This window comes from Parabacteroides sp. CAG:2, from assembly GCF_000436315.1.
In the GTDB taxonomy this organism is placed as follows: Bacteria; Bacteroidota; Bacteroidia; order Bacteroidales; family Tannerellaceae; genus Parabacteroides; species Parabacteroides distasonis.
In genome coordinates, this window is the sequence record NZ_FR885294.1 from 23,771 (window position 1) to 36,284 (window position 12,514).

The window sequence follows — 12,514 nt, forward strand, 5'->3', positions numbered from 1 at the left end:
GGCTCTATTGATTTACCGGATAATACAGTTTTAATTTGAAAGTCGCTTCCTCATCCTTCACCTCGCAACTTTTCAACGCATATCCTTCCGCAGGCCCTTTTCCTTCCAGCATATCCATTTGCCAATTCTCGTTCTCGTCATGGAATACGGACAGATCAAACTTTTCCCAATCCACGTTTTCCAGTCGGATCGTAACCTTTCCTTTCTCAGACTTCGCCATGCCATAAACAGGCTTGGTATCTTTCCCTGACTGAGCCATAACTAGGATATTCCCATGGTTACCACGTATATTTCCAATCTCTACAATAATAGTACGTGCCTCTATGTAACCACATACCAACATGAATAAAGATAATATGAATAAAACTCGTCTCATTTTAGTATCCTCCTCTTAATCATTATTACTGTTACTATAAACAAGTTTATTTTATAAACCATCCATGGATAAAAAAATGCAAAGGAGCTGCGCATCACTCTTTGCATATCACAAATATAGACAAGTTTATTTTATAAACCAAATAAAATTATAAAATATTCCAATAAAAATTTGACTCTGCAAAATACAGCCAAAATCCCCCACTAACCCTCCTAGAAAACACGTACATGCTTTCAAAACAACTATCTTAAGTTTGAAACAAAGCAACTTTTTCGCTATATTGCGCACATTTAGAATATATATGAACAGGACCAACATACAAATAACTAAAGATATGAACGAACGAATAATTGCTATACAAGCAGATATTACGACATTGGATGTAGACGCCATCGTAAATGCCGCGAACAATAGCTTATTGGGAGGTGGCGGCGTAGACGGTGCCATCCATTGGGCCGCCGGTCCGGAACTCCTTGACGAATGCCGGACTTTACAAGGATGCCCGACCGGAGAGGCGAAGATAACGAAAGGTTATCGATTGAAAGCCCGTCATGTCATACACACCGTCGGTCCTATCTACCGGAACGGACAACACGGAGAGCCGGAGCTACTGGAAAATTGTTATCGAAACTCCTTGCGATTGGCGAAAGAGAACAGACTGAGAACAATCGCTTTCCCATCAATAAGCACCGGCGTATATGGCTATCCTATCGAGGAGGCGGCACGGATAGCGATCCGCACGATCGATACCTTCCTAAAAGAGAATCCGGAAATCCAGCAAGTCACGATGTGCTGTTTTTCCGGATACGACAAATCGGTTTATACAAAAGCGCTGGAACAAATCACAACTCACGAGCCGTAATGTGGAAACACCCTTGCTTGCGTTCGTGCTTGATATAGCAACGATCCGCCCTGCGCAAATCACGAAGCACGGAGGCAAGCACCATTTTCAAGCGGTCCTTATCAATATTTAAGGTATCTTTCTCATCTATCTTAGTATAGCGTACCCATGATACATCGAACGTAGTTCCGTATTGGTGGGCAGAGTTGAGAGAAGAGTTCGTATTCCTTTTTCTCAATTTCTTGACATCGGCAACCGTACGGGTTACACTGGTTACCTTTATTTTATAGATGGAAGCATTCAAGTTTTTCAATGAGTCTTGGAAGTTTTTCCCGATATCCTCCAGCAGATTAGCGGCTTCCGGCACCAAATACGGAATAGAGTGCGTCAACTCCTCTACCTCGTAATAGTCATTCGTCTTGATCTCCACCATATCCCGGGAGGCGTGCTCCGCTCCTTCCCTCGAAGAGACAGGCTCTATGCCGATCTTCTTCGCAACGGACAAATGAACGTCATTCAAATCATTAAAATCGCGATTATAGCTTCCATTGTACCAAATCTTCTTCAATTCACCTCTTTTCTCCTTACAAGAAGAAAAAGCCGTCGCCGACACGATCACGACCAGCAACAACATCACATTAAACACTGTCTTCATCTTCATTACCTTCGTTTTACCTAACAAACATACGGAAAAATCCGAAATTACCCCTTAACTCCAATTAGTTTTTCTCTAAATGATAGACGGACGGCTGAAAGATGTGTTCCCGTGAAATAAAACTTCTCCCTTTGCATCAATGGATAAAGAATATTACTAATTTTGTAACTTGATTCGAATAATAAAAAATAGCACATCTTTTTGAAGCGTAATTTAATAAAAGGAATAGCGGATGATTGAAAGAATTTATATTCTTGAAAGCGTAGACCCGGTAATTTTCTACGGTGTGAATAACTCTAATATGCAATTGATCAAGACATTGTTTCCGAAATTGCGTATCGTTGCCCGTGGAAATGTGATGAAAGTGATTGGAGATGAGGATGAGTCCGAGCTTTTTCTCAAGAAAATCCGTGAGGTGGAAAAATACTGTGAGGAGTTTAACTCGCTCTCCGAAGACGTGATTCTGGATATTATAAAAGGGAAAGGCCCCACGGTCGTGAAGCAGGAGAACCTGATCATCCACGGCATGAATGGCAAGCCGATTACCGCACGTACCGAGAATCAACAGTTATTGGTAAAGGCTTTCGAGAACAACGATCTGGTTTTCGCCACGGGACCCGCCGGTTCGGGCAAAACATTCGTCGCTATCGCCCTAGCCGTAAAAGCATTAAAGAATAAGGAAGTACGGAAGATCATCTTAAGCCGCCCCGCCGTAGAAGCCGGAGAAAAACTGGGTTTCTTGCCGGGCGAGATGAAGGATAAGCTAGATCCCTATCTGCAACCGCTTTACGATGCCTTGCAGGATATGATTCCGGCGGCTAAGCTGAAGGAATATATGGAGAATAACGTGATACAGATCGCCCCGCTAGCGTTTATGCGCGGTCGTACCTTGAACGACGCCGTCATTATATTGGACGAGGCGCAAAACACGACGACGCATCAAATCAAGATGTTCTTGACCCGCTTGGGTATGAACGCCAAGATGATCGTCACCGGAGATGTCACACAGATAGACCTTCCGCCTTCTACCACGTCCGGATTGATACAGGCCATGCAAATATTGAAGGGCGTAAACGGGATCGGTAAGATCGAGTTCACCAAGAAAGATATTGTCCGGCATAAACTTGTCCAACGAATCGTAGAGGCTTATGATAAGTTCGATGATAAACGGAAGAAAGAGATCAAAGAGGCAAAAGAGAAGAAAACGAATATAGACAACAACTAAAAGTAAGAGTCATGAAGAAGGCATTAGTTAAGACAGACTTCAATTTCCCGCGACAAAAGAGCGTATACCATGGGAAAGTACGCGACGTGTACAACATCAATGACGAGGTATTGGTAATGGTCGCTACAGACCGTATTTCCGCTTTCGATGTTATCTTGCCGGAAGGTATTCCTTACAAGGGACAAATGTTAAACCAGATCGCCGCCAAGTTCCTTGACGCTACGACTGATATTTGCCCGAACTGGAAACTGGCTACTCCAGACCCGATGGTAACGGTTGGCGTTCAATGCCAAGGTTTCCCGGTTGAGATGATCGTACGCGGTTATCTGTGCGGAAGCGCATGGCGTGCTTATAAGAGCGGCGTACGTGAGATCTGCGGCGTGAAACTACCGGAGGGTATGCGTGAGAACCAACGTTTCCCCGAACCCATCATCACCCCGACCACAAAGGCTGAGATCGGAGAGCATGATCAAGATATCTCTAAAGAGGAGATTCTCGCTAAAGGTTTGGTCTCTAAAGAGGACTACGAGGTTCTTGAGAAATATACGATGGCCTTGTTTAAACGCGGTACCGAGATCGCTAAGGAACGTGGCTTGATCTTGGTTGACACGAAATATGAGTTCGGCCATCGTGACGGCAAGATCTATTTGATCGACGAGATCCATACTCCGGATTCCTCCCGTTATTTCTACTCAGAAGGATACGAGGATCGTTTCGCCAAGGGTGAACCGCAGAAGCAACTTTCCAAGGAGTTCGTTCGCGAATGGTTGATGGAAAATGGCTTCCAAGGTAAGTCCGGACAGAAAGTTCCTGAGATGACACCGGAGATCGTAGAAGGAATCAGCAACCGATATATCGAATTGTTCGAGCATATCACAGGGGAGACTTTCGTAAAAGGCGAGACTGACAACTTGCTGAACCGCATCGAGAAAAACGTTACCGAATATTTACAGAATAAATAAGATACCGCACATGACACAGTATGGTTCAGAGACAATACTTCCTTATAACAAAGAGGAACAAAAGGGCACGCAAGTCAAACGCATGTTCGACTCGATAGCCGAAACGTATGACCAACTCAACCATACTCTCTCATTTGGTATCGACAAGATATGGCGCAGGAAAGGGATCGCTTTCCTGCGTCCTTTCTCTCCTAAAACGATACTGGATATCGCTACCGGTACCGGAGACTTGGCTATCTCCATGTACAAAAAGCTGCGCCCCGACCATATCATCGGTGCCGACATCTCGTTAGGCATGATGGAAGTGGGACGGAAAAAAGTAGCTGCCGCCGGTTATTCGGAGCATATATCCTTCGAGCAACAGGACTGTACGGCCTTGACCTACGAGGAAAACTCGTTCGATGCCGTAACCGCCGCTTTCGGGGTTCGTAATTTTGAGAACATAGAGCAAGGTATCTCAGAGATGTACCGGGTGCTGAAACCCGGTGGGCATATCATGATCTTGGAACTTTCCACACCGGAACATTTTCCCATGAGACAACTCTACCAGATCTATTCAAAGACCGTCATCCCCTTTATCGGACGTCTACTCTCTAAAGAAAAAGCCGCATATAATTATTTGCCGGCTTCCATCAAGGTAGTTCCTCAGGGAAAGGTCATGACGGATTTACTCACCCGTCAAGGCTTCAAGCAGGCCCGTGTACGGACCTTTACCTTCGGGATCTGTTCATTATATACAGGATCTAAAGAATAAACAATAAAAAGGTTATGCAGAAATATGGCTTACTGGGATATCCCCTCGGACATTCGTTTTCTAAAACGTATTTCAACCAGAAGTTTGAGGCGGAGAAGATCGACGCTGAGTACTTGAATTTCGAGATTCCATCTATCAAGGAGATTAAGAACGTAATCAAAGAAAACCCTGAACTTAACGGTTTAAACGTGACCATTCCTTATAAGGAACAAGTAATCCCATATTTAGACGATTTGGATGACGATGCCCGTCAGATCGGAGCGGTAAATGTCATCAAGTTCACAAAAGGTCTTTTCGGCAAACTTAAACTGAAAGGATATAACTCGGATATTATCGGATTCAAGCAATCGATTGATCCTTTATTGAAAGAAACGCACCGGAAAGCGTTGATCCTTGGTACGGGAGGGGCGTCAAAGGCAGTCTTCCACGGACTGAAACAGCTAGGCGTTGGTGCCACGCTGGTTTCTCGCAAACCGAAAGAATTTTGTATCACGTACGATGAGATTACTCCGAAGACCATGGAGCAATATACGGTGATCGTAAACACGACTCCCTTAGGCATGTTCCCGAATATAGACTCATGTCCGGATATCCCGTACGATTTACTTACGCCGAATCATCTATTGTATGATTTACTTTACAATCCGGATGAGACCCTATTCATGAAGAAAGGAAAAGAAAAAGGCGCCGTCGTGAAAAATGGTCTGGAAATGCTTCTATTACAGGCTTTCGCCGCTTGGGAAATCTGGCAGAAATAGATCGAACGATATCTTTCCAACCACATGATTTGATGAAGCTAGCTTCGTGAGCCAATGAAGTTAGCTTCGTTAGTCAATGAAGTTAACTTCACAAGCGTATGAAGTTAACTTACTTCAACCAAGTCAATACATAGTCCGGTGTAACTTGATATGCCAACTCATATTCCCGGCATGCCTCGGTCCGGGTTTCTCGTCCCTTAAACGTCCCACTCGATAAATAAGGAAAAGGATTCACGTGAAGATGCTTTTGAAAGTCCACTCCTTCCTGCCCGATTATCTTGAACAAGGTTTCTTTGGCGCACCAATGGATTAATAGATGCTCGACCTCATGCTCCAGATCGATACCCGCCTCTTCCTCCGGATTCATAAAGCGACTTCGTATTTTCAAGATCCGGTCCGAACGATACTCGATATCGATCCCTGTCGGACGCTTATCCAAGATTACCGCCACATAATCTTTCGTATGAGATATACTTATATATAAAGGTACGCACGCGAGGAACGGGGCACCCGTAGAATGATAGTCAACCCTTGCCTCCTCTCCTAAAAGCTCTTTTAAAAGCATCCGGCTGGCGAAACGTTCCTGCCTCCGCTTCTCTGCCGATACCCGCTCCAAAAAAGAAGAATAGTCCGCTTTATGCTCAAGCATCCCCAAAAGCTCATCAGAGCTTTCTTCCATTTTCCAGACTCCATACAGCGGCGAGAGTTGTTTATATAGCAAGGCCATATTATTCTTTCCAACTAAAAGTTTGTATAAGTTCTATGATATCTTCCCGGATATATTGGATAGCGGGAGCTAATGAATCCGCATTGGGTTTACAGTCAAAATACAAGGCCCCCCGGAAGAAATTCGATACACTATCTGTCAACAGGAATTGTATGGGAGAAGCCGATTCTCCATCCAGAAGAAACAGCGAGCCATAAACGTTTGCGGCAGGGTTGGAATACGCTTTCTCCGATATCCGATTCTCCGACTTTATCAGGCGGGCGACGAAAGAGCGGCTTTCCGTCTCCACCGTCACCAAGGACACAGGAGTAATTGGCAAATAGCTGCAATAAAGCTTAGCCTCTAACTCCGGATACGAGATATTCAAGCCCGTAACACCCTTCTTTTGATCCGGCACCTCTATGACCGCAGTCTGAGAGACATCAAAATTAAAAGGCAGGTAACTGAGATCAAGCGGTTTATATTGTGCCTTCGAAGGTTCGATACGAACATAGCCCCGTGGCTTCGGCGTATATTCCACACACGAAATACAGCATATCCCTAAAAACAGAGAACCTCCTATGACAGCAGCTATCCATTTCATAAACATTTACTTCGTATCTTTCCCATTCTCATCATTCCCTGTACCTTCAGGGATACGGTTAAATTTAACCTTTAATATCCTCCTGTTATCCACTTCCAGCACTTGGAAACGATATTCCTTAAAATCTATAATCTCCCTACGGCGTGGAAAATCCCCTTTTATCTCCAACAAAAGACCGGCCAAAGTTTCCACTTCTTCCGTCAATTTACCAAAATCTGAGGGATCGGCATCGATAACCCGGAAGAAATCCGTCAATAATATCTTTGCCTCAAAGATCAAGCTACCGTCTGCTAAACGGATAAATTGTTGCTCATCCTCATCATACTCATCGGAGATCTCTCCAACAATTTCCTCTAGGATATCTTCCATCGTCACAATACCGGAGGTACCGCCAAACTCATCGACCACGATCGCCATATGAATTTTATTGGTACGGAACTCTTCCAGCAAATCATCGATCTTCTTGGTTTCCGGCACGAAATAGGCCGGTCGGATCAAGCTCTGCCAACGGAATGTATCGGGCTTGTCAATATAGGGCAATAAGTCCTTGATATATAAGATACCTTTTATATTATCCTCAGTCTCGGAATATACCGGAATACGCGAATAGCCGGATTTGATAATAAAATCAACCACCTCACGGAAACTGATCTTGATCTCGATATCTTCCATATCCAGACGAGGAGTCATGATCTCATCAGCGGTCTTATTATAAAACTTGATAATCTCCGCCAGCATCTCCTTCTCCTCCGGGATCTCGGTAGAGGTTAGCTCTAACGCTTTAGAAAGCTCATCTACAGAGATATCATATTTCTTTTTCGCTAACGCTTTATTGATGACCGATGTGGAATTAACCAAGATTTTCGAGAATGGGCGGCAGAAGCGTTCCAAACCACTTAATACGGAGGCTGAAAAACGAACAAAACGCAAAGAATTCTTCTGTGCGTAAATCTTAGGCATGATCTCCCCAAAAAGTAAAAGCAAGAAAGTCAAGAGAATCGTCTCAAGCACAAAGCCTAGAAGAGGAGCGGCCGAGAAATTAATCCAAGCGTTAATCGCATAGGTACACAGCATAACGACCGCCACATTTACAAAATTATTAGCGATCAATATAGATGCCAATAGATACTCCGAACGTTCAAGGAGACGTTTGATAACAGGATCTGCCGGGCGATTCTCTTCCCCGATCTCATTTAGGTCACCCGGGGTTAGAGAAAAGAATGCCACTTCAGAGGCCGACACGAAGCCGGAAACAAACAGCAGTAAAAAAGCGAAGCTTAATGCGATCACAGGACCCGCTGTCAGCGCCTGCACCGTTACGTTTTCAAATAAGCCCCATAAATAATAGTCCGAGTCCAAGGGAAACAGTATTAGTTAAACAATATCAGAACGGGAGATCATCCGCGTCACTGGATTCTGAGAATGCGCTAGGCTGCGAAGCGGCTGGCTGTTGATAAGCGGTATTTGGCGCCGTGGTCGGTTGAGCCGGTTGTCCTTGTCCCACATTGGGCTGCATACTACCGCCTTGTGCAGTCGTATTTCCACCATCGACCGGACGGGAACCCGTGCTGTAAAACTCGATACGATCCGCATGGATCTCCGTAACATATCGTTTCACGCCGCTTTGGTCATCATAATTACGAGTACGAATCTTACCTTCCACATATACACCGGAACCTTTACGTACCCATTTTTCCACGAAAGGAACCAAATCCCGACGAACTACAATATTATGCCACTCCGTACGCTCCGGAACCACCGTTCCATTTGCCAACGTATACCCACGTTCCGAGGTTGCCAGCGGGAAATTAGCGACAGCGGCACCACTGTCAAAATAGCGAACGTCAGGATCTTTGCCTACGTTGCCGATCAATATAACCTTATTCAATGACATAATTCAAATTCTTAATAACCATACAAAGAAACACAAATTCAATCATTCTCACAAGTTTCCGTTTAATTTCTCTAAATCAGATAGTGAAATTTCACCTATGTGAGTTTCAAGACTATAGAAGAGACAGTTGTAGAGATCTCATTCACAGATGATATCTAAAAGAACCAAATTGAAGAACGAATTTGAAGAACCAAATTAAAGAACCGATATGATGGAACAACAGATATTCATTAACGAGATACAGACATCTTTTGTATTGAGGCAACCAAAGTCAACTAAGCCGACCAATATCTATTTAGTATGTCGGATACAAGGGAAGCAAGTTAAACTAGCTACAGGGGTTAAAGTGTATCCAGAGCACTGGAACACAAAGAAACAAGAAGCCTATATAAGTGTTCGTCTAACAGAACTAGATAATCAGAATAATGAAATCGCTAATAAAAAAATTAAAGCACTTAGAGACAGTGTATCGTCTTATAAAGAGTATCTTTGTGATAATCCCGACAAGATCACGAACAGCTTAAACATCCTGCGGGAGTATATCTATAAAGACTATAAGCATATAAATAGAATTAGTAAAATGAAACAGCAGATCAGCGCAACATTAGAAATGAAGCAACTTATAGATAGGCAAAGCACAAAAGAATCTACCAAGAAGGGGAATATTGGTGCTATAGGATACCTAGAAACATTCCTAAAAGCATCCAAAATTGATAACACTTGGAATAACATAAACCTTGAAACACTAGAGCAGTTCAAACAATATTATATAAATAAGAAGACTAACGCTACTACGATCAATGCTTATATCAAGAGGATACTTGCAGTATGCAGAATTGCTAACAAATCTAGCAAAATTCAATTTAGCTTTGAGGGTAACAACTTACACTTATTAGAATTAATTAAGGATAACACTAATAAAACTAAGCGTAAGAATAAACAAGTGGCACTAACGGAGGAACAAGTAATGTCACTATACAGCTACACCCCAAAAGGAAGAAAAGCTACAGAGTTAGAAGAGATTAGAGACATATTTATACTTCAATGTTTAGTTGGGCAACGTATATCAGATATGCCTAAATTCTTTAATGGAGACTACAAGTATGATAGCAAGACGAACACCATAACTATAACACAACAAAAAACTAATGAAATGGCTATCATACCATTACTTCCATTGGCTAGAGAGATATTAAACAAGTACAATAATAAAAAGATGATAGTAGATATAAATACTATTAAAGACTTTAGAATGAATAAAGATATTAAACGTATTGCCGAGGCTGTAGGACTTAATGAACCTATAGAATACCAAGAGCAGAAAGGTACTGATATATTGAATATTACCAAACCATTACACCAGATGATACATTCACACACCGCAAGGCATACATTTGTCACAATTATGTGCCGTATGGGAATACCTAAAGACGCTGTGATTATAGCAACTGGACACGAAGATACAACTATGATAGATGCGGTATATGAACATCTTAATGAACAGGACAAAGCCAACAAGGTACATTCCGCATTCAATAAATTAGATGGTAAACTATTTAAAATGGATCAAGTAGACACTCCAATTATAGCTAAAGATGAGAATAAGCCCCCGAAACCCAAGACTAATATATTAGATTATTTATTTGCGGAAACTACTTTATTGAGACTTGACCAACTACATAGTAGGGATGTCAATATTTATGAGTTGCCAGATATATCTAAAGCAATCAGAGTTATTAAAGACCTATCTACTATAAGTAAAGCTCAATCATTCTTAAATGGCATTGACAAAACTATACTATATGGACGTATTAATAAGATCTCAGAAATATTATGGTATATAGGTAAACATTATGCAGATGCTACATTATATCAGTTATACGAACAAAAGGTTATTGAGCTAGGTTTATCAGATAGCATTAATCAGATCACGAGTGAGGATATATTACACCATCTTTGGCAGCAGGAGATAAGTAATGAAGAGCTAGACTGAAACTCCAACACAAAATTAAGCCTAATCCTTTAACAATAAACCCTAGCCCACCAATTAAGGCAAGCTGGGGTTTATAATTAAAATTTAGGCAGAAATCTTAGACCACCTACCATTTACCAAAGCAAATCTTTGAGCCTTATTTGAAGGGATCATAATAACCTTCTTATAGTAGTTACCGTTATCGGCTGCTGTAGTAGTCGGACAGTACTTATAATCTATAGTACCAAAGTTCCTAATACTGCTTACAGAGTACCAATAAGCATTAACTTTAGTTCCATCTGTAAAGAAGTTAATGTAGTATGCTGTATCTGATTGGCTATCTTTCTCATCCTTCACTAAGGACTTATATTTAGATACTTCCATTAAGTGAGTATCATAGCCTTCATACTTAATATCTCTTACCTTTATTTCAGCTACCACCTTCTTATCCTTATAAGTAAAATAGTAGTCCACTGGTGCATATTTATCTTCTGTAGGATGCAGATTAGTAGCACCCACTTGTATTAAAAATGATTCTAATAGTTTTCTTCCATTTAGTTCTAATTCATCAAATTTATCCATTTAAGCTAGTAGTTTACACTAGCCTGTATTCCATTATCATAAGTCATAAATCATTCACATTAACCATATACCATTTACAGGCTAATGGGTTATTCTATTGCTAAGATCTCTTCCTCTTCTGTTTCCGATACAATTCTGTTACCATCTTCATCTACCCACATAATTACCTGTTTTAAGTGAGATAATAACCCGATCTATTTCTTTAGTAATGTGGTCTTTAATATCATTTACCACCACCCTAACCAGCCCATATAACAAGGCTGCTAATAAAATCATTAATAAGTAAGTCATAGTATATATAGTTTAAGTAGTTAATAATCAAAGTAAAGTAAGGCTATCTTCACAGACCACCTTACTATGAATAACGAATCTCAATAATAATCTTTATGTTCGGATAATCTATAAGACAGTAAATCTAAATACAGAATTTGGTGTGTAAATAAATTAATAGAATCTATGTAGTAGGATAATCTATAAGAAGAATCTTTGTATTAGATGTATCTGTAGTCTTATTACGTTGATTAGCAGTAAAGTAGAACTAAACTACTCACTAACCAGACCGATAAAGCCATTCCCATATAACTCTTTATCGTATTACAAATATAACAATAATATTTTACACATCAAAACCAAATTACAATAATTTTAATAATTTATTCAAACACTATCTTAGGTCTGATTATTATAGTTGTGAATATAGGTTTAGCAGTATATCTGTAAGGAAATCATTCTCTTCAACAGTTTTAAATCTTTTCCTATCTTTAAGTTTAGTGGCATTATAATAAAGAGAGAAATTAGCCGTTAGTTCATTAGTACCAGCTAGTAAACTGGCTATCTTAATACATTTAGAACCTTTGTAAAACTTAATACAACCACCTTCATTATAAAGTCGGATGATATATTTAATTCCTATGCTGTTTAAAATTTCCTCAGCTTTAATACCTGCTTCTTCTGCATCTTCCTTTAGCTTTAATATTCTAGCTTCTTCTGATTCCTTTATACTGGGTGTAAAGTCAATAACCATAGCTTACTTAATTTTAATGTACTGAATAATATAACCTCTTACCTGCTTACCATCTATTCTTTTCCTAGCTTCCTTAATCTTAGCATAATCTTCAAAGTCTTTAATGCTAGCTTTTCCTTTGATTCCTAATGTGCCATAAATACTATTCAAGCAATCTTTAA

At 40.9% G+C, this 12,514-nt stretch carries 14 protein-coding genes; 6 read left to right on the top strand and 8 right to left on the bottom strand.

Annotation, left to right across the window (positions count from 1 at the left end):
- Positions 1 to 4: 4 nt before the first annotated feature.
- Positions 5 to 376 (bottom strand): DUF2141 domain-containing protein, encoded by a 372-nt coding sequence (locus QVP94_RS09530; protein WP_005854631.1) that lies wholly within the window; start codon positions 374 to 376, stop codon positions 5 to 7.
- Between the two features lie 334 nt (positions 377 to 710).
- On the opposite strand from QVP94_RS09530, the gene QVP94_RS09535 reads away from it, so the two are divergent.
- Positions 711 to 1,238 (top strand): O-acetyl-ADP-ribose deacetylase, encoded by a 528-nt coding sequence (locus QVP94_RS09535; protein WP_005854629.1) that lies wholly within the window; start codon positions 711 to 713, stop codon positions 1,236 to 1,238.
- Here QVP94_RS09535 and QVP94_RS09540 read toward each other — a convergent pair.
- Positions 1,219 to 1,878 carry a DUF5715 family protein gene (locus QVP94_RS09540; protein WP_008773450.1) on the bottom strand — a complete coding sequence of 220 codons (660 nt, stop codon included), beginning with the start codon at positions 1,876 to 1,878 and terminating at the stop codon, positions 1,219 to 1,221. The genes QVP94_RS09535 and QVP94_RS09540 overlap by 20 nt on opposite strands.
- 226 nt (positions 1,879 to 2,104) lie before the next feature.
- Between QVP94_RS09540 and QVP94_RS09545 the strand changes: the two genes are divergently transcribed.
- The 4 genes from QVP94_RS09545 to QVP94_RS09560 are packed head-to-tail and all read left to right on the top strand — an operon-like array spanning position 2,105 to position 5,571.
- A complete protein-coding gene (locus QVP94_RS09545) occupies positions 2,105 to 3,097 on the top strand; it encodes a PhoH family protein (RefSeq protein WP_005854625.1) in 993 nt (330 codons plus the stop codon).
- An 11-nt stretch (positions 3,098 to 3,108) separates the two neighbouring features.
- Positions 3,109 to 4,059 carry a phosphoribosylaminoimidazolesuccinocarboxamide synthase gene (locus QVP94_RS09550; RefSeq protein ID WP_005854624.1) on the top strand — a complete coding sequence of 317 codons (951 nt, stop codon included), beginning with the start codon at positions 3,109 to 3,111 and terminating at the stop codon, positions 4,057 to 4,059.
- 10 nt (positions 4,060 to 4,069) lie between these two features.
- Positions 4,070 to 4,813, top strand: coding sequence for a bifunctional demethylmenaquinone methyltransferase/2-methoxy-6-polyprenyl-1,4-benzoquinol methylase UbiE (ubiE, locus tag QVP94_RS09555; protein ID WP_005854621.1), 744 nt, complete (start codon positions 4,070 to 4,072; stop codon positions 4,811 to 4,813).
- Positions 4,814 to 4,827: 14 nt separating this feature from the next.
- Entirely contained in the window at positions 4,828 to 5,571 is a 744-nt protein-coding gene (locus tag QVP94_RS09560) for a shikimate dehydrogenase family protein (RefSeq protein ID WP_005854619.1), read from the top strand.
- Positions 5,572 to 5,680: 109 nt separating this feature from the next.
- Here QVP94_RS09560 and QVP94_RS09565 read toward each other — a convergent pair whose 3' ends face one another.
- Genes QVP94_RS09565 through ssb form a run of 4 tightly spaced genes read right to left on the bottom strand, consistent with a single transcriptional unit; the run spans position 5,681 to position 8,775 of the window.
- Positions 5,681 to 6,298, bottom strand: a complete 618-nt coding sequence (locus tag QVP94_RS09565; protein WP_022192482.1) for a 4'-phosphopantetheinyl transferase family protein — start codon at positions 6,296 to 6,298, stop codon at positions 5,681 to 5,683.
- 1 nt (position 6,299) lies between these two features.
- The gene (gene gldD, locus QVP94_RS09570) at positions 6,300 to 6,881 is read right to left on the bottom strand and encodes a gliding motility lipoprotein GldD (protein WP_009275780.1); all 582 of its coding nucleotides are present in this window, start codon (positions 6,879 to 6,881) and stop codon (positions 6,300 to 6,302) included.
- A gap of 6 nt (positions 6,882 to 6,887) precedes the next feature.
- Entirely contained in the window at positions 6,888 to 8,240 is a 1,353-nt protein-coding gene (gene gldE / locus QVP94_RS09575; RefSeq protein ID WP_009275779.1) for a gliding motility-associated protein GldE, read from the bottom strand.
- Positions 8,241 to 8,265: 25 nt separating this feature from the next.
- Positions 8,266 to 8,775 (bottom strand): single-stranded DNA-binding protein, encoded by a 510-nt coding sequence (gene ssb, locus QVP94_RS09580; protein WP_009275778.1) that lies wholly within the window; start codon positions 8,773 to 8,775, stop codon positions 8,266 to 8,268.
- Positions 8,776 to 8,983: 208 nt separating this feature from the next.
- On the opposite strand from ssb, the gene QVP94_RS09585 reads away from it, so the two are divergent.
- Positions 8,984 to 10,768: a tyrosine-type recombinase/integrase gene (locus QVP94_RS09585; RefSeq protein WP_195392917.1), complete on the top strand. Its 1,785-nt coding sequence runs from the start codon at positions 8,984 to 8,986 to the stop codon at positions 10,766 to 10,768.
- Between the two features lie 84 nt (positions 10,769 to 10,852).
- Here QVP94_RS09585 and QVP94_RS09590 read toward each other — a convergent pair whose 3' ends face one another.
- Both QVP94_RS09590 and QVP94_RS09595 read right to left on the bottom strand, forming a co-directional pair.
- Positions 10,853 to 11,329 (bottom strand): hypothetical protein, encoded by a 477-nt coding sequence (locus QVP94_RS09590; protein ID WP_022192484.1) that lies wholly within the window; start codon positions 11,327 to 11,329, stop codon positions 10,853 to 10,855.
- A 682-nt stretch (positions 11,330 to 12,011) separates the two neighbouring features.
- Positions 12,012 to 12,353, bottom strand: coding sequence for a hypothetical protein (locus tag QVP94_RS09595; protein WP_022192486.1), 342 nt, complete (start codon positions 12,351 to 12,353; stop codon positions 12,012 to 12,014).
- Positions 12,354 to 12,514 lie beyond the last annotated feature (161 nt).